This is a genomic window from Prevotella sp. Sow4_E9_plate (genome assembly GCF_052116205.1).
Taxonomy (GTDB): Bacteria; Bacteroidota; Bacteroidia; order Bacteroidales; family Bacteroidaceae; genus Prevotella.
On the sequence record NZ_JBQKLN010000001.1, the window covers coordinates 36,826 to 55,198 of the forward strand.

Genomic DNA, 18,373 nt, shown 5'->3' on the forward strand with positions numbered 1-18,373 from the left:
TTACTGATTACGATTATGAAACTGAAGTTTAAGATACAACAATATCAGACCGATGCCGTGGAGAGCGTCATCAACGTCTTCAAGGGGCAGCCCAACCAAGCCAACCTGGAATACAGGATGGATAAGGGAAAACTGTATGTGGTTGACAGCAAGAAGCATGACATCAAATTCGTTCAAACAGATGTCTTTGCCGATAGCGATGATGCCGGCAATAGCCTGGGCTATAAGAACAACCGCCTCGCCATGGATAAGGTGGCTCTCTTTGACAACATCCGACAGATTCAGACCGAGAACAACATCCATCAGGATGAAGAACTCTGTCAGAAACTCGGAGCCTGCCAGCTCGATGTGGAGATGGAAACCGGTACGGGAAAGACATACGTCTATATCAAGACCATGTTCGAACTGAACAAGCAGTATGGCTGGACCAAGTTTATCGTGGTGGTTCCAAGCATAGCTATCCGAGAGGGTGTGAAGAAGAGCTTCGACATCACGGTAGATCACTTCATGGAGCAATACGGCAAGAAGGCCCGCTACTTCATCTACGACAGCAGCAGCCTCAACGACATCGACACCTTCTCGCAGAGCAACGACATCAGCGTGATGATCATCAACACCCAAGCCTTCAACACCATGAAGGAGGGAGCCAAGAACAAGGCGGCACGCATCATCAACTCCGAACGAGATGAGTTCGGTTCCCGAAAGCCTATCGCCGTTCTTGCTGCCAACAACCCTATCATCATCCTGGATGAACCGCAGAAGATGGGAGGTGCCGCAACACAGACGGCACTCAAAGCCTTCAATCCGCTCTTCACCCTGAACTACTCAGCTACCCACAAGGAGCACCACAACACGGTGTATGTACTCGATGCTCTCGATGCCTACAACCACAAACTGGTGAAGAAGATAGAGGTAGTAGGCTTCGAACTGAAGAACCTGAAAGGTACCGACAGCTATATCTATTTTGCAGAGCTGCTGCTCTCGAAAGACAAGGCACCACAGGTAAGGCTGGAGATAGAACAGCAGAGCACTACGGGAGCCATCAAGCGAATCTACAAGAAGTTGGGCGAAGGCGACGATCTCTATAGTGCCTCCGGAAATATGCTGCAATACAAGGGGTTCATGATTACCGACATCGTGGTGGATGCCCACCAGCCAAGTCGCAGCCAGGTGAAGTTCAGCAACGGCGAGAGTCTGATGCTGAAGGAGGTAATCGGCAACGTAACTGCCGACCACAAGGCTCGCATCCAGATAAGGGAAACCATCAAGGCGCACTTCCGCAAAGAGAGTGCGCTCTTCCATCGTGGCATCAAGTGCCTCTCCCTTTTCTTCATCGACGAGGTTGCCAAGTATCGCCAGTATGATGAAGCCGGCAAGAAAATACTGGGCCGCTATGGAGAGATATTCGAACAGGAATACCGGGCAGAGCTGAACGAAAATCAGAATATGTACGACCCGGAGTATATGCAGTATCTCAGCTGCATCCCTGTCAACAAGACCCATGAGGGTTATTTCTCCATCGACCCCAAGACCAAGCGTTTTAAGGACAGCGATGAGAAGAAGGGAGCTGGAAGCGACGACGTATCGGCTTACGACCTGATTATGAAAGATAAAGAACGACTGCTGAGTCTCGACCCAACTTACTCGCCAGTTCGCTTCATCTTCTCCCACTCTGCCTTGAGAGAAGGTTGGGACAATCCGAACATCTTCCAGATCTGTTCGCTCCGACAGGCAAACAGCATCTCGCAGAAGCGTCAGGAAGTGGGACGAGGATTGCGACTCTGCGTTGACAACAAGGGAGTGCGACAGGATGCCGATACCCTGCAGGGGCAGGTGCAGCAGATTAACCGCCTTACCGTGATTGCCTCTGAGGGCTATGCTGATTTCGTAAACGACCTGCAGAAGAATATTTCGGAAGATCTCTACGACCGTCCGAAGGTTGCCGACATCGATTACTTCGATGGAAAGACCTTCACGATTGAGGATGGCAGCAAGCATAGTATCACGACATCGGAAGCCAAGAAGATTTATTTCTATCTGGTGAAGAACAGTTATGTGGATGATGAAAGTCATGTAACCGATGCTTACCGCTCTGCCGCAACATCGGGAACACTCGCAACATTGCCAGACGAAGTAAAGCCATACGGCAAATGGATTCACAAACTGATAGAAGGCGTATGGAATCCTTCAGCCCTTGACGGTATGATAGAAAACGGAAGTACGCCGCAGACTCCGGAGAACAGACTGAACGAGAACTTCACGAAGAAGGAGTTCCAGGAACTCTGGAATCGCATCAACCACAAATACGCCTATACGGTGAACTTCGAAAGCAAGGAACTGATAGAGAAAGCCATTGCTGCCATCAACAAGGAACTGGTGGTTTCAAAACTGAGCTACGTGGTAACCCGAGGAGTGCAGAAGACGGAACTGAAACATGACGACATGAAGGCGGGCAGCATGATGGTGCAGGAAGAAATGCAGCATGATGACCTGAGAACGGATGTAGTAAGCACCGTGAAGTACGACCTGCTAGGCAAGATAGCCACCAACACCCGATTGACCCGTAAGACCATCGCCGGGATTCTGAGTCAGATTAAGCCAGAAAAGTTTGATATGTACAAGATGAATCCTGAAGAGTTTATCCGTAGGGTAAGCCGCCTGATACTGGAGCAGAAAGCCACCATCATCGTAGATCATATCAGTTACAACGAGATAGAGGGGAGCTACGATTCCGCCATCTTTACGGAGGAGAAACATACCTCGCTCGACAAGGCTTACCAGGGAAGGAAGAGCATTGTGGATTATGTGTTTACCGATGGAACGGCAAAGCAGAGTGTGGAGCGCAAGTTCGTGGAAGACCTCGATACGAGCACCGATGTTGCCGTATATGCCAAGTTGCCAAAGGGTTTCCACATTCCTACCCCTGTGGGCAATTATTCTCCCGACTGGGCGATAGCCTTCAAGGAAGGTGCCGTGAAGCATGTCTATTTCGTAGCCGAAACCAAGGGCAGCATGTCAACCCTCGACTTGCGAGGTATAGAAGATGGCAAGATAGCCTGTGCCGACAGGCTATTCGAACAACTCTCAGGTTCGGGCATCTACTATCATAAGGTAACCAACTACGACGACTTGATGGAATGGGTGAAATAATTCTTAATGTTAAATGTTAAGTGTTGAATGTTGAATGTTAAGCAATAGGACATGGAACAGCCGAAACAGATAAACAATACCAGCGAACGATTGGTGGACGACCTGAAATCGAGGTTGTCCACCCAAAGTCGCATATCCATCGCCGCTGCCTCTTTCTCCATCTACGCCTTCGAAGCCATGAAGGCGGAACTGGAGAAGGTGGAGGAAGTGCGCTTTATCTTCACCTCGCCAACCTTTGTGGCAGACAAGACGAAGAAAGAGAAACGGGAGTTCTACATACCGAAGTTGAACCGTGAACGCAACCTCTATGGTACGGAGTTTGAAATCAAGCTCCGCAACCAGCTGTCGCAGAAAGCCATCGCCAAGGAGTGTGCAGCATGGATCCGGAAGAAAGTGAAATTCAAGTCCAATTCTTCACAGGAAGGAATGGGCGGATTTCTGCATCTCTGTGATGGTGAACCTTCTGCCTTACCTGTCTTTGATATGAATGCGCCCAGCAAGCAGCATGTTTATCTTCCTTTTGATGATTTCAGCACCACCCAACTGGGATGCGAAAAGGGCAACAATGTCTATACGATGGTCAATGTGCTGCCTTCTCCTTCTGCCGAGGCTTATCTGCAGATATTCAACCAGCAATGGGAGAACGATGAGAAATTCAAGGACGTAACTGCCAGGGTTTTGGAATACATCGAGACGGTTTATCAGGAGAATGCGCCCGAATACATCTACTTCATCGCTCTCTACAACATCTTCCATGAATTTCTGGAAGATATTTCTGAAGATGTTCTTCCCAATGAGCGTACCGGTTTTAAGAACAGCCTCATCTGGAACAAGCTATACAACTTCCAGAAGGATGCGGCACTCGCCATCATCAACAAGCTGGAGAAATACAACGGTTGTATTCTTGCCGACAGTGTGGGATTGGGAAAGACCTTTACGGCGCTTGCCGTCATCAAGTATTACGAAAACCGCAACAAGAGTGTACTGGTGCTTTGTCCGAAAAAGCTGAATGAGAACTGGATTACCTTCCGTTCCAATTACAAGAACAATCCGATAGCTGGCGACCGTCTGCGCTACGACATCCTCTTCCACACCGACCTTTCACGAGAACATGGAAGTTCCAACGGCTTGGATCTGGACCACATCAACTGGGGCAACTACGACCTCGTGGTCATCGACGAAAGTCATAACTTCCGCAATGGAGGAAACGTGGATGAAGAGGAAGATGATGATGAGCAGCAGGAGGATAGAAAGGAAAACAGATATCAGAAACTGATGAACCGGGTGATTCGTACCGGTGTGAAGACGAAGGTACTGATGCTGAGTGCTACCCCTGTGAACAATAGATTTGGCGATTTGAAGAACCAGTTGCAGCTGGCTTACGAAGGCAGAAGCTGCTCGTTTGACGAAGCATTGGGACTAGGCAAGAACGTAGATGACATCTTTACGAATGCCCAGAAGGTATATAACCACTGGGCAAAACTGAAGGCGGAAGAACGCACAACGGAAAGGCTGCTCAACGACCTGAGCTACGATTTCTTCCAGTTGCTGGATGCCGTGACCATCGCCCGTTCGCGCAGCCACATCATGAAGTATTATGATACAAGTGCCATCGGTGAATTTCCACATCGTCTGCCTCCTATCTCCCGTCGTCCGAAACTCACCGACATCAGCAATGCCATCAACTTCAGGGACATTGCCACAGAACTGGACAATCTGAACCTGTCTATCTACACCCCATCGCTCTATCTGCACGATAGCGCCAGAAACAGCTATACCATCGACTATGAGGGAAGCGGCTTGTCTATTGACGGACGAGAGAAGGGATTGCGAAATCTGATGGCAACCAATCTACTGAAACGACTGGAAAGTTCGGTCAACTCCTTCCGCCTCACCTTGGAGCGCATCACGGCTTACATCAATGAAACCATCTCGCTCATCGACCAGGAAGCTGAAGAGATAAGAGGTTTCAGACTCAGGGATATGGATTATATCAGTTGGCGAAGAGATCTGGCAGCAGATCAGGAAGTACTCAGGATGCTGCTCCTGATGCTGGAAGATATTACGCCAGCTCATGACAGCAAGTTGCAAATGCTGATAGAAGACTTGAAGGAGAAGTTTGCCCATCCTATCAACAAGGATAACCGGAAGGTGCTCATCTTCACAGCCTTTGCCGATACGGCAGACTATCTCTATCAGGAACTTGCCGAAAGAATCAAGGCAGATTGCGGACTGAACGCTGCCCTCATCACGGGTAGTACTGAGGGCAAATGCACCATTCCAAAGTTTGAGTGTACATTTAATAATGTTCTCACCTTCTTCTCGCCCATCTCCAAAGACAAAGGTGACATCTTTGATGAAAAGGACGCAGCCAAGAAACCGTGGATTCATGAAAACATCGATGTACTCATCGCTACAGACTGTATATCGGAAGGTCAGAACCTGCAAGACTGCGACTATCTGATTAACTACGATATCCATTGGAACCCCGTACGCATCATCCAGCGTTTTGGACGTATTGACCGTATTGGCAGCCGGAACAAGGAAATACAGTTGGTAAACTACTGGCCTGATATGGAACTGGACGAATATATCCAGTTGAAAGGCAGAGTGGAGAGCCGTATGAAAGCCACTGTTCTGACTTCTACAGGAGATGATAACCTGCTGAGTGACAACGAAAAGGGAGACCTGGAATATCGCAGAAAGCAGTTGAAGAATCTTCAGGAAGAAGTGGTTGACATTGAGGATATGGACACCGGTATCAATATCATGGACCTGGGACTGAACGAGTTTCGTCTCGACCTCCTATCATATATCAAGGAACATCCCGACATAGAGCATGCTCCTTTCGGAATGAATGCCGTGGCAGGTGCAAAGGGCGACATTAAGCCTGGCGTTATCTATGTGTTGAAGAATCGCAATAATGCCGTGAACATCGACAAGAAAAACCTACTTCATCCTTTCTATATGGTGTATCTGTCGGATGACGGCGAGGTAATCTGTGACCATCTTCATCCCAAGAAGCTGCTGGATACCCTGCGATTGCTCTGCAAGGACAAGAAGGAATACGACAGAAACCTTTGTGCCCTGCTAAGTAAGGAAACCAGCGACGGCAGACACATGGAACATTATAGCGACCTGTTGCAGAAGGCCATCGACAGTATGGTACGCATCAAGGAAGAGAGCGACATAGACAGTCTTTTCTCGCTGGGTGAAACCACGGCTTTGACCAATGAGATCAAGGGATTGGATGATTTCGAACTCATCACCTTCCTGGTTATCAGATAAGCAATCTCTTTAATCATAAAGTTCCAAGTTCAATGTGCAAAGTAAAAAAGAACTTATGAATATATTAAATTTCCCCGACTTTACGTTGGTAAACCGAGTAGTACCCAAGGTGGCTTTTTACAGCCATCTTGAGGTAACGGCTCGCATGAAATCTGCATTTATTGAGAATGTAGAGCAGGTAGTTTGGCTCTATAAGTTGGCACCCAGTAATCTGCATGTGACAGATGGAAAGGATGTTCACGAACTCACCATCTTTCTTATTAAGCTTAAGAAAGGAATTTCAGACTGTTCAGACATCTTCCGCTATATTGATAGCAAGTTACCCCGACATACGATTTTCATCATTCAACAGGATAACCGATATCAGTTATTGGTAAACTACAAGCAATGGAAGGATGCTTCTGCTGGCACATTCGAGATCATCAAGTCATTTTCTACAGACTGGTTATCAGAAGAAATGCTATCTCTCCGTCTGGATAGTTCTTCTAATATGGATACACTCTATGAATCCTTGGTTCGGCAGATTGCATCAACCCAGATTACTTCTTCTCAGCAGAATCTGCATCAAGCTGTTTTCCAGACCATTCAAATAGAAGCAATAAAAAAGGAAATGGCTGCTATCAGAAAGAAAGAACTGAAAGAGCAGCAACCGCAAAAGAAATTTGCCTTGCATCAAAAATACATGCAGCTAAAAAAGAAGCTGGAGGAACATATTTAGTGATATGCAAAATGTAGCTATGATGGTCGCGAAGGGTTCCTAAGTCTACAACTGCATATTACTTATTTTTCCAGTTATTTATGCAAAAATCGATTAAATATTTGGAGTTTACAAAAAAACAACGTATCTTTGTCATCAGATTTAAAAATAATTAAAATCTAACAAGATGGCAAAGTACATCAACCCCTTTACCGATTGGGGCTTCAAACGTCTTTTCGGTCAAGAATTCAGTAAGGATTTGCTGATAAGCTTTCTCAACGATCTGTTGGAGGGCGAGCTCCACGTCAAGGATGTAGTGTTCAAAGACAAAGAGCAATTGCCACAGACCAAAGATCAACGAGGCATTATCTACGATGTTTTCTGCGAAACCGACACAGGCGAGCGATTCATCCTGGAAATGCAGAACAAGTGGCAACCCAATTTTCTGGATCGCTCCATCTGCTATGCCTGCAGAAGTATTCTGGAACAGGTAGATAAGGGCAAAGCAGAGAATCAGGATGCCTATAAGTTTCTGCCGATATACACAGTTTGTTTCATGAACTATATGCCAAAGGCAGGCGAAGTAAACAAGTTCAGAACAGACATCATATTGGCAGATAAGGAGAGCAAGGAGCAAGCTTCCAACAAGCTTCGCTTCATCTACTTGGCCCTGCCTCTTTTCAAAAAAGAGCCAGCGGAATGTGAGAGTGATTTTGATAAATGGATTTATGTATTGACTCATATGGAAGCATTAACAAGAATGCCTTGGACGGCACAAAAGAAGATTTTCGAGAAGCTTGAGGAATATGCCGACAGTCATAGACTCTCGAAGAAAGAATGGGAAGCCTACGAGAACAGTCTTTGGATTGCTCGCGATAATTTGGCATGTATGGCGGCCGCAGAATCAGAAGCCAGAGCTGAAGGCATGGCAAAAGGCATGGCAAAAGGTATGGCTGAAGGAAGAGCTGAAGGAAGAGCTGAAGGAAGAGCTGAAGGAAGAGCTGAAGGAAGAGCTGAAGGAAGAGCTGAAGGCTCTAATGAGGCAAATATAAATGCTGCACAGCGTATGCTTGCTGATGGTATGTCGAAAGAGCTTGTCATGAAATATACAGGTCTTTCACTCGAGCAAATCAGCAATATCAAATAAATACAAGTGAATAAAAAAGGTGTATCAGAAAAACTTTATGATTTCTGATACACCCTTTTTTCTTGCCGATGAGCCTACTGGAAATCTGGATTCCAAAAATGGCAAGGAGGTGATGGAACTGCTTTCTGAGCTGCACAAGGAGGGCACCACCATCGTAATGGCACCCCACTCGTTGCATGATGCCAATTATGTCTATATCTCTTCATCAATGAATCGGATGATTTCATCCTGCTGGTCGGGATGATACCAGTGGATTTCGGTATCTCGCTTAAACCAGGTGAGCTGCTTGCGCATGTATTCACGGCTATGCGACTGTATCTGGCGGATGGCTTCATCCTTATCTATCTCGCCATCGAAATAGGCAAACATCTCTTTGTACCCCACGGTTCTCAAGGCGGTGAGACCCTTGTGCGGATATACGCTGCGGGCTTCTGCCTCCAGGCCTTCCTCCATCATCAGCAACACACGCTGGTTGATTCGGTCGTACAATTCGGCACGGTCGCGGTTCAGACCTATCTTGATGATGCGGAAAGGACGCTGCTTCTTCTCGGCTACACGGAAAGAAGTATAGGTCTTGCCAGTTTGGTGGCAGATTTCCAAGGCATGCACCACGCGGCGTGGATTCTTCTTATCTACTATCGCCCAATGCTCCGGATCCATCTTATGGAGTTCTTCTACCAGCGCTTCCAAGCCTTCTTCTTCCAGGCGCTGTTTCATCCAGGTACGGATGTCGTCCCGCACGGTAGGAATATCGTCGATACCCTTGCATACGGCATCGATATACATCATGCTGCCGCCTGTAAGCAGCGCCACATCATGATTCTTGAAGATTTCTTCTTTCAGGAGATTCATCACATCGGTCTCGTATTGGGCTGCGCTGTAATAATCTTTGATGTGATGGTTGCCTACGAAATAATGCTTCACCCGCTGCTGCTGTTCGGCAGTAGGCGCTGCGGTTCCGATAGGGAGTTCTGCGAAGATCTGGCGGGAGTCGGCATTGATAATAGGTATAGAGAGATGTTCTGCCAGTGAAAGGCAAAGCTCCGTTTTACCTACACCGGTAGGACCTAAAACCACAATCAATGTTTTCATATATCATTCTTTATATTCAAGAAAAAAGCATCCTTGCTCGTTTCATAAACCTATGCAAGAATGCTCTTTTTACCTTTTTACTTTTTTACCCTTTTACTTTTATCGGATAATGCCGCGCTGAGAACTCTCTACGAAGTCGATGATGTACTGGATTTCCTTAGTCACCTCAAGATTCTTCTTGATTTCCTCGATACCTTCCTTCAGGATACCCTTGCTGTAGAGCAGGCGATAAGCCTCGTGGATGTTCTGGATGGTCTCGTTGCTGAAACCACGGCGACGCAAACCGATGAGGTTGATGCTGCAATAGCGGGTTGGCTCCTTGCCGGCAATGATATAAGGAGGAATATCCTGAGAGAAACGGCAACCGCCCTGGATCATCACGTAGCCTGCGATGTGGCAGAACTGATGAACGAGAACGTTGGCGCTTACGATGGCGTTGTCATCTACAACCACCTCGCCGGCAAACTTGGTAGAGTTACCGATAATCAAGCCGCTGCCCAGTTCACAGTCGTGAGCCACGTGAACAGTCTCCATCAGGAGGTTGTTGCTGCCTACCACTGTCTTGCCCTTAGAGGCTGTACCACGAGAGATAGTAACGTTCTCACGGATGCTGTTGTTGTCGCCCACCTCGCAGGTTGTCTGCTCACCCTTGAACTTCAAGTCCTGAGGCTTGGTAGAGATGCTGGCGCCTGGGAAGAATTCATTATTATTGCCGATACGAGCGCCCAAGTGGATGGTAACGCTGTTCTGCAATACGTTGTTATCGCCCAAAACGGTGTCCTTGTCGATATAGCAGAAAGGACCGATAATGTTGTTGTCACCGAGTTTTGCCTCTGGATGAACAAACGCTAATGGACTAATCTGATTCATATTTCTATCTTATTATTACTTGTTCTTAACAATCTGTGCTGTGAAAGTAGCCTCAGCCACCACCTGGTCGCCTACGAACATATAGCCCTTCATAGAGCTGATGCCATGACGTACGGGTGCGAGCAACTCCACACGGAAGAGGAGGGTATCGCCTGGAACCACCTTCTTGCGGAACTTCACGTCGTCGAGCTTCATGAAGTAAGTGCTCCAGCGCTCAGGCTCTTCCAGCTGGTTCAATACGAGCAGACCGCCACACTGTGCCATCGCCTCTACCTGGAGAACGCCTGGCATTACTGGCTCCTCTGGGAAGTGACCGGTGAAGAATGGCTCGTTGCTGGTTACGTTCTTAACGCCCACGATGCTGGTAGGACCCATGGCGATGACCTTATCTACCAACTGCATTGGATAGCGATGAGGCAGGAGCTGGCGGATGCGGATGTTATCCATGATTGGCTCCTCGTTTGGATCGTAGATAGGAGCCTGAATTTCGTGCTTGCGAATCTCCTTGCGCATGAGACGGGCGAACTTGTTGTTCACGGTGTGGCCTGGTCGGGTAGCGATGATGCGACCCTTGATAGGCTTACCGATGAGCGCCATATCGCCGATGATGTCGAGCAGCTTATGGCGAGTACACTCGTTCTCCCACTGCAAAGGACGGTGCTGGATGTAACCCAACTTGCTGGCATCCATGTGAGGCACCTTGAGATGGTCGGCGAGCTGATCGAGCTGCGCCTGCTCTACCTGGCGCTCGTAGATAACGATGGCATTGTCCAAGTCGCCACCCTTGATGAGGTTAGCCTGGAGCAATGGCATGATATCGCGAACGAAAACGAAGGTACGTGCCGAAGCAATCTCGTCAACGTAGGTCTCCATCTTGTCGAGGGTAGCAAACTGGCTGTTGATGAACTTGCTCTCGAAAGAACACATCGCCGTGATGCTGAACTCCTCATCTGGAAGAATGGTGATGACAGAACCGTTGTCGTCCTTCACCTCAATCTTATGACGGATGATGTAATAGTCCTTCTCTGCATTCTGCTCCTGGATGCCCACGCTCTGAATCTTCTCTACATACATGGATGCAGAGCCGTCGAGGATAGGGAATTCAGGACCGTTAACCTGGATGAAACAGTTGTCGATGCCGAGGGCATAGAGTGCTGACATACCGTGCTCGATGGTAGAGATGCGGATATCGCCCTTACCGAGTACGGTGCCACGCTGGGTTTCAACGACGTTCTCAGCTACAGCCTGGATGATAGGCTCGCCTTCGAGGTCGATGCGCTGTATCTTATAACCGGTGTTCTCTGGTGCAGGATTGAAAGTCACGGTGAGGCTCAAGCCTGTGTGCAATCCTTTTCCACAAAGAGAGAAACTACCTTTCAGTGTTTTCTGTTTTGACATAATTATATTCATTTTTTAGGCACGGATTACACGGATTTTTTCTCTGCGTTTTCTTCGGAATCCTTAGTGGCATTAGCCTCCGCGTCATCCGTACCTTATTATTTTTAATTGTTTTTCTTTAATTCTTCAATCTGCTTCTTCAGGTCGTTGAGCTCCTTGTACATGTCAGGCAGGCGACGGAAGATGGCCTGTGACTTGAAGTAAGCACGCTGCTCCATAGGAGGAGTACCGATGAGCTGCTGGCCGCTCTTGAGGCTGCCTGGCACACCGCTCTGTGCTCCGAGGAACACCTTGTCGCCGATGGTGATGTGACCTGCGAGACCCACCTGTCCGCCAAACATACACCATTCGCCAACCTTGGTACTGCCGGCTACACCCACCTGAGAAGACATCACGGTGTTGGCACCGATGTCGGTGTTGTGGGCAATCTGAACCAGGTTGTCGAGCTTCACGCCCTTGCGAACGTAGGTAGAGCCCATGGTAGAGCGGTCAACGCAAGTGTTGGCACCAATCTCCACATCATCCTCGATGGTTACGATACCAATCTGAGGAATCTTGTCGTATCCATCAGGTCCTGGAGCGAAGCCGAAGCCATCAGCACCGATGACACAACCTGCATGGAGAGTTACGTTATCGCCGAGCTTACAGCCGTGATAAACGGTTACGTTAGGGTAGATGAGGGCATTCTTGCCAATCTTCACACCCTCGCCGATGTAGGCGTGAGGATAAATCTGGCTACCTTCGCCCACCTCGGCACCATCGCTGATATAAGCGAAAGCGCCAATATAGACGTTCTCTGCCACCTTAGCCTTTGGAGAAACAAATGCCAATGGGTCGATGCCTGTCTTCTTTGGTTTCATAGACTCGTACATCTGAAGCAGCTTAGCCACACATTCGTAGGCGTTCTTCACACGGATGAGGGTAGCGCTGACTGGATGTTCCAGTTCTACGGTCTCATCAATGAGCACGATGCTAGACTTCGTGTCGTACACGAAGTGAGTGTATTTAGGGTTAGAAAGGAACGAGATTGCACCTTCCTTGCCTTCTTCGATTTTTGCGAAGGTGTTGACTGTTGCATTCTCATCACCTTCCACACGGCCCTGAACGAACTGGGCTATTTGTTGAGCGGTAAATTCCATAATTTATCTGTCTTCTAGTTTGTTTTAATTGGTCACCCAAGGTATAAATACCTTTAGGTAAACACATTTTGTTTGCAAAAATAACAAAATAAATTTAGATTCTCGTCATTCTTTCGTAATATTTTGCTTTTTTCGCCAACAAATAGGTATTTTTAAGGCGCAAAGCGTCTTTTTCAAGATACTTTGCGCCTAAAATCTTATTTTTGGTAGGGATTGCAAATCCCCCGGTTTAATAGGTCGAACCTTTTTTTACGGCGGATTTCAAATCCGCCGGGACGCCTAGCGGGAGGCTTAGCCCAGCTTGGCAAGCTCTGCTGCCATTTCTTCCTGCAATTCCTTTGCTTTCTGGCCTGCTACCTCTGCGAAGTCCTCACCGTTGCTAGCATAGATGATGCCGCGAGATGAGTTGACGAGCAGACCGCAATCCTTGATGATACCATACTTGCAAACCTCCTGGAGGCTACCACCCTGGGCACCTACACCTGGTACGAGGAGGAAGTGGTTAGGAGCCACCTTGCGGATGTCCTCGAACATCTGCCCCTGGGTAGCACCTACTACGTACATCATGTTCTCGTCGTTGCCCCATTCCTGGCTCTTCTTCAGAACCTTCTCGAAGAGGCGCTCGCCTTCCTTGTCCTCTGTGAGCTGGAAGTCGTGGCTACCCTTGTTGCTGGTCAAAGCCAGAAGGATGACCCACTTGCCCTCATACTCGAGGAATGGCTTGACAGAATCCTCGCCCATGTAAGGAGCTACGGTTACTGAATCGAGGTTGTACTCCTCAAAGAAAGTCTGGGCGTACATCTTTGAGGTGTTGCCGATGTCGCCACGCTTTGCATCAGCGATGATGAAGTGGTTTGGATAGTGGCTCTTGAGATACTTGATGGTGTTCTCGAAGGCAATCATTCCGTCAATGCCATGGCTCTCATAGAAAGCCAGGTTTGGCTTGTAAGCCACGCAGTAAGGAGCGGTAGCGTCGATGATAGCCTGGTTGAACTTAAACATCATCTCGGCTTCAGCGCCCTGGATTTCTTCATCCTCTGTGATGCACTTAGGCAACTTATTGATATCTGTGTCAAGACCTACGCACAAGAAGCTCTTCTTGGCGAAAATCTGCTCTACAAGTTCTTTTCTGTTCATAATATGGTATTTATGATGATTCATCGCTCCGGTTCTCGGAACGATGTAAGGGTTCTACAATTCTGTTTCTTTCAGTTTCTCTGCATTCTCAGCCACGGTCAGGGCATCAATCATATCCTGGATGTTACCAGCCAGGAAACCATTGAGGTCGTGGGTGGTGTAACCGATACGGTGGTCGGTAACACGGCCCTGTGGGAAGTTGTAGGTACGAATCTTCGCACTGCGGTCACCGGTAGAGACGAGGCTCTTGCGGCGGCTGGCGATATCGTCAACATACTTCTGATGCTCACGGTCGTGGATGAAGGTATAGAGGCGGCTCAAGGCACGCTCCTTGTTCTTTGGCTGGTCACGGGTCTCGGTACACTCGATAAGGATTTCCTCTACCTCGCCAGTGTTAGGGTTCTTCCAAGGATAGCGGAGGCGAACTCCAGACTCTACCTTGTTCACGTTCTGACCACCGGCACCAGAGCTTCGGAAGGTATCCCACTTGATGTCACCTTCGTTGATGTTCACCTCAAACTTATCTGCTTCTGGCAATACAGCCACGGTAGCAGCTGAGGTGTGCATACGGCCCTGAGTCTCAGTGGCAGGTACACGCTGAACACGGTGAACACCAGACTCATACTTCAATGTACCGTACACATCTGTTCCGCTTACAGCGAAGTCGATTTCCTTGTATCCACCCACAGCGCCCTCAGAGACAGAAGTCACGCTGACTGTCCATCCCTTAGACTCACAATATTTCTTATACATAGAGAAGAGGTCACCGGCGAAGAGGGCAGCCTCGTCGCCACCGGCACCGCCACGAATCTCCATCTGTACATTCTTGGCATCCTCTGGATCCTTAGGAACCAGGGCGATCTTGATTTCCTCTTCGAGCTTAGGCTGCAGCGCCTCATTCTCGTTGAGTTCCTCGCGCGCCATCTCCTTCATTTCAGGGTCGCTTTCGTTGGCGAGAATATCCTTAGCTTCCTTGATGCTGTTCAGACAGTTGATGTATCGCTTGCGTGCGTCCATGATGTCGCCAAGGTCTTTCCACTCCTTGGTCAGCTTCACGTAGCGTGGCTGGTCGGCGATGACATCAGGGTCGGTAATGAGGGTGCTTACTTCCTCGTATCGGCTCTCTAAGCCTTCAAGCTTCTGTAATATGTTGTTATTATCCATCGAATTATTTTTTTGCACGGATTACACGGATTACACGGATTTTTCCCTGTGCTGTGTTCCCTTGCGCTCGTTTGTAAATATCTTTCTTTTTACTTGTAAGGATAGACCGAAATTGATGAGCAATCCTACTTCTGCCTGGCAGGCTGAGAGATAGTTTACTAACTGCCATTCATGTTCGGGATGCAAATCTTTAACGGCTTTCAATTCAATGATCACCTTATCTTCTACGACCATGTCGGGAATGTAGTGACCAACGCATTCACCTTTGTAAAAAACATCTAAGTGTTTTTGGCACTCACACTTCAAACCACGTGATTTCAATTCTTTATACAGAGCATTTCCATATACAGCCTCTAGAAAACCAACTCCTAAGACTTTGTGTACTTCTTGAGCTGCACCAATTATCTGTTTAGTTAAATCTTCTTCTAGCATAACAATACTATAAATTAAGAAATAAAAGAATAAAAATCCGTGTAATCCGTGCCTAAAACATTTAGTATTCGAATGTTCCGAATTCGCTCTTGATGGTCAGGCTGCGCTTGCCTTCCTCGATGTGACCCACAATCTGGGCATCGATGTTGAAGCTCTTGCTGATGGCGATAACCTTCTCGGCAACCTCAGGACGTACGTAGATCTCCATGCGGTGACCCATGTTGAATACCTGGTACATCTCCTTCCAGTCTGTCTCTGAGCAGTCGTGGATTGCCTTGAAGAGTGGAGGTACTGGGAACATGTTGTCCTTCACTACCTTGCAGTTCTCGCCTACGAAGTGCAGAACCTTGGTCTGGGCACCACCTGTACAGTGAACCATACCGTGAACCTCTGGGCGAAGCTCATCCAGGATCTTCTTGATAACCGGAGCATAGGTACGGGTAGGAGAGAGTACCAGCTCACCGGCGTTGATAGGAGAACCCTCAACCTCATCGGTCAACTTATACTTGCCGCTGTAAACCAACTCATCTGGCACGGCGTGGTCGTAGCTCTCAGGATAGTTCTCTGCGAGATACTTGGCGAATACATCGTGGCGGGCAGAAGTCAAACCGTTGCTACCCATGCCGCCGTTGTACTTCTTCTCGTATGTAGCCTGACCTGTAGAAGAGAGACCTACGATAACATCGCCTGGACGGATGTTGGCATTGTCGATGACGTCGCTGCGCTTCATGCGGCAGGTTACGGTAGAGTCAACGATGATGGTACGAACCAGATCGCCTACGTCGGCAGTCTCACCGCCGGTAGGATAGATTCCGATACCCATCTCGCGCATCTCGTGGAGCAGGTCGTCGGTACCGTTGATGATAGCCGAGATGACCTCGCCAGGGATGAGCATCTTGTTGCGGCCGATGGTAGAGCTAACGAGGATGTTGTCTACGGCGCCCACGCAGAGCAGGTCGTCGGTATTCATCACGATAGCATCCTGAGCGATACCCTTCCATACAGAGAGGTCGCCAGTCTCCTTCCAGTACATGTAAGCCAAGCTAGACTTGGTACCTGCACCGTCGGCGTGCATAATGTTGCAATACTCTGGGTCACCGCCCAGGATATCAGGTATAATCTTGCAGAAAGCCTGTGGGAAGATACCCTTGTCGATGTTCTTGATAGCGTTGTGAACATCTTCCTTTGCTGCGCTTACACCGCGCATCATATATCTATTGTTACTCATATCTAAATTGATCTCCAATTATGATTCTTATAATTTCCTTGTCGTTCTTATAAATGTAGATGTTCAAGTTTACTATGCTGAATCTGTACTTGTAAACATCTACGTTTATGAAGTATTTATTTTTCTTCATGCCAGAAATCCCAGCTGGCGAATGCCTGGAGGAGCAGCATCTCCAAACCATTCTTTACAGTGGCTCCATGTTCTTTTCCCTTCTTCATGAAAAGGGTTTCGTCAGGATTGTAGATGAGATCGTAGAGCAGCGTGTGGGTGTCCATCGCCTCGTAAGGCAGCGGAGGGCACTCATCTACATGAGGATACATGCCCACTGGAGTACAGTTGACGATGACATTGTATTCCTTGATTACCTCAGGAGTAATCTTATCGTATTGAATAGTACCTGGACGTTGGTATCGACTCACAAACAAGGTTTCCAAACCTAGTGATTTCAAACCGTAGTTGATGGCTTTAGACGCACCTCCGGTACCCAGGATAAGTGCTTTCTTATGACACTTCTCCAGGAATGGCTCGATGCTCTTTGTAAAACCAATGACGTCGCTATTATAGCCGGTGAGCACAGTTTCATTGCCCTTGTGGTCAACCTTCACCACATTGACGGCTCCGATGGCGTTGGCCTCAGGGCTTACGCTGTCGAGATAGCTGATTACTTTCTCCTTGTAAGGAATGGTTACGTTGAAACCCTTCAGTTCGGGATTGGTGTCGAGTACCTCAGCTAAACCTTCGATGCTAGGCAGCTCGAAGTTGATGTACTTGGCATTGATTCCTTCGTTCTCAAACTTCTCGTTGAAATAGCTTTTTGAGAAGGAGTGGCCCAAAGGGAAACCTATGAGTCCATACTTGTCCATACTGATATTCTTATTTAAAATTCATAATTTATTTGGTTGCAAAATAGAGTGTGCAGATGCCGAAGGTGAGTCGGGTGAACTCTGCTTTCTCGAAACCTGCCTTCTTGAATACCTCCATCATCGTCTCTCCCTGAGGGAATGCCTCAATAGTCTTGGTGAGGTAGCTGTAGGCACTCTGGTCTTTCGAAATCAGTTTGCCGTAGATAGGCAATACTGTATGCGAATAGATGTGGAACAGCTGCTTCATCGGGAAACTGACCGGAGAGGTGAGCTCTACGATGCAGAGATGTCCTCCCTTCTTCAGTACTCGGCACATTTCGCGCAGGCCCTGGTCCAGGTTCTGGAAGTTGCGGATGCCGAAGGCGGCAGTTACTGCATCAAATGTATTGTCTTCGTATGAGAGGTGGAGACAATCTTCCTTGTCGAAGCGGATCACTCCGTCAAGTCCCAGCTGCTTTACCTTCTGTCTTCCTATCTCCATCATTCCCTGCGAGATGTCTGCTCCGATGAGTTTGTCGGGATGCAGCATCCGGGCGGCAAGGATGGCGAAGTCGCCGGTGCCGGTGGCGATGTCGAGTATTTTCTTTGGAGAGAAGGGCGCAAGTCGCTTGATAGCCTTCTTGCGCCATCCCTTGTCGATATCCCACGAGAGTCGGTGGTTCAGGGTGTCGTAGGTAGGGGCGATGTTGTCAAACATCTCCTCTACCAGCTTGCCCTTATCTCCTGTGCCCTCATAGGGCTTAATCTGTTCTTGCTTATACATTATTA

The 18,373-nt window shown here is 48.1% G+C and carries 14 protein-coding genes and 1 pseudogene; 5 read left to right on the top strand and 10 right to left on the bottom strand.

Translation table 11 applies throughout. From position 1 onward, the window contains the following. Nucleotides 1-15: 15 nt before the first annotated feature. The 5 genes and pseudogenes from ACTQ53_RS00140 to ACTQ53_RS00160 all read left to right on the top strand — a co-directional run. Nucleotides 16-3,150 carry a type III restriction-modification system endonuclease gene (locus ACTQ53_RS00140; protein ID WP_441931599.1) on the top strand — a complete coding sequence of 1,045 codons (3,135 nt, stop codon included), beginning with the start codon at nucleotides 16-18 and terminating at the stop codon, nucleotides 3,148-3,150. Nucleotides 3,151-3,201: 51 nt separating this feature from the next. Then, nucleotides 3,202-6,438, top strand: coding sequence for a helicase-related protein (locus ACTQ53_RS00145; RefSeq protein ID WP_441931600.1), 3,237 nt, complete (start codon nucleotides 3,202-3,204; stop codon nucleotides 6,436-6,438). Nucleotides 6,439-6,493: 55 nt separating this feature from the next. After that, nucleotides 6,494-7,156: a DUF4391 domain-containing protein gene (locus tag ACTQ53_RS00150; protein WP_441931601.1), complete on the top strand. Its 663-nt coding sequence runs from the start codon at nucleotides 6,494-6,496 to the stop codon at nucleotides 7,154-7,156. 166 nt (nucleotides 7,157-7,322) lie between these two features. Beyond that, the gene (locus ACTQ53_RS00155) at nucleotides 7,323-8,282 is read left to right on the top strand and encodes an Rpn family recombination-promoting nuclease/putative transposase (RefSeq protein WP_441931602.1); all 960 of its coding nucleotides are present in this window, start codon (nucleotides 7,323-7,325) and stop codon (nucleotides 8,280-8,282) included. Between the two features lie 58 nt (nucleotides 8,283-8,340). Next, nucleotides 8,341-8,526, top strand: a pseudogene (locus tag ACTQ53_RS00160) (hypothetical protein); the annotation flags it as partial. Here ACTQ53_RS00160 and miaA read toward each other — a convergent pair. The 10 genes from miaA to ubiE form a co-directional block, all read right to left on the bottom strand. Beyond that, nucleotides 8,475-9,374, bottom strand: coding sequence for a tRNA (adenosine(37)-N6)-dimethylallyltransferase MiaA (gene miaA, locus ACTQ53_RS00165; RefSeq protein WP_295346112.1), 900 nt, complete (start codon nucleotides 9,372-9,374; stop codon nucleotides 8,475-8,477). The pseudogene ACTQ53_RS00160 and the gene miaA sit on opposite strands and share 52 nt — an antisense overlap. 99 nt (nucleotides 9,375-9,473) lie before the next feature. Then, complete coding sequence (lpxA, locus tag ACTQ53_RS00170) at nucleotides 9,474-10,244, bottom strand: acyl-ACP--UDP-N-acetylglucosamine O-acyltransferase (protein ID WP_295346113.1); 771 nt, start codon at nucleotides 10,242-10,244, stop codon at nucleotides 9,474-9,476. Nucleotides 10,245-10,259: 15 nt separating this feature from the next. Beyond that, on the bottom strand, nucleotides 10,260-11,642 hold the full coding sequence (locus ACTQ53_RS00175) for a bifunctional UDP-3-O-[3-hydroxymyristoyl] N-acetylglucosamine deacetylase/3-hydroxyacyl-ACP dehydratase (protein ID WP_153097943.1): 1,383 nt from the start codon (nucleotides 11,640-11,642) through the stop codon (nucleotides 10,260-10,262). 104 nt (nucleotides 11,643-11,746) lie between these two features. Then, on the bottom strand, nucleotides 11,747-12,781 hold the full coding sequence (lpxD, locus tag ACTQ53_RS00180) for a UDP-3-O-(3-hydroxymyristoyl)glucosamine N-acyltransferase (RefSeq protein WP_441931604.1): 1,035 nt from the start codon (nucleotides 12,779-12,781) through the stop codon (nucleotides 11,747-11,749). Between the two features lie 291 nt (nucleotides 12,782-13,072). After that, a complete protein-coding gene (gene pyrF, locus ACTQ53_RS00185; protein ID WP_441931605.1) occupies nucleotides 13,073-13,918 on the bottom strand; it encodes an orotidine-5'-phosphate decarboxylase in 846 nt (281 codons plus the stop codon). A 54-nt stretch (nucleotides 13,919-13,972) separates the two neighbouring features. Then, nucleotides 13,973-15,082 carry a peptide chain release factor 1 gene (gene prfA, locus ACTQ53_RS00190; protein WP_153122034.1) on the bottom strand — a complete coding sequence of 370 codons (1,110 nt, stop codon included), beginning with the start codon at nucleotides 15,080-15,082 and terminating at the stop codon, nucleotides 13,973-13,975. Nucleotides 15,083-15,112: 30 nt separating this feature from the next. Continuing rightward, on the bottom strand, nucleotides 15,113-15,514 hold the full coding sequence (locus ACTQ53_RS00195) for a GxxExxY protein (RefSeq protein ID WP_295346117.1): 402 nt from the start codon (nucleotides 15,512-15,514) through the stop codon (nucleotides 15,113-15,115). Nucleotides 15,515-15,575: 61 nt separating this feature from the next. Next, on the bottom strand, nucleotides 15,576-16,724 hold the full coding sequence (locus ACTQ53_RS00200; RefSeq protein ID WP_089543523.1) for an AIR synthase-related protein: 1,149 nt from the start codon (nucleotides 16,722-16,724) through the stop codon (nucleotides 15,576-15,578). 134 nt (nucleotides 16,725-16,858) lie between these two features. Next, nucleotides 16,859-17,605 carry a shikimate dehydrogenase family protein gene (locus ACTQ53_RS00205; protein WP_441931606.1) on the bottom strand — a complete coding sequence of 249 codons (747 nt, stop codon included), beginning with the start codon at nucleotides 17,603-17,605 and terminating at the stop codon, nucleotides 16,859-16,861. A gap of 28 nt (nucleotides 17,606-17,633) precedes the next feature. Further along, a complete protein-coding gene (ubiE, locus tag ACTQ53_RS00210; RefSeq protein WP_441931607.1) occupies nucleotides 17,634-18,368 on the bottom strand; it encodes a bifunctional demethylmenaquinone methyltransferase/2-methoxy-6-polyprenyl-1,4-benzoquinol methylase UbiE in 735 nt (244 codons plus the stop codon). Between the last annotated feature and the right edge of the window lie 5 nt (nucleotides 18,369-18,373).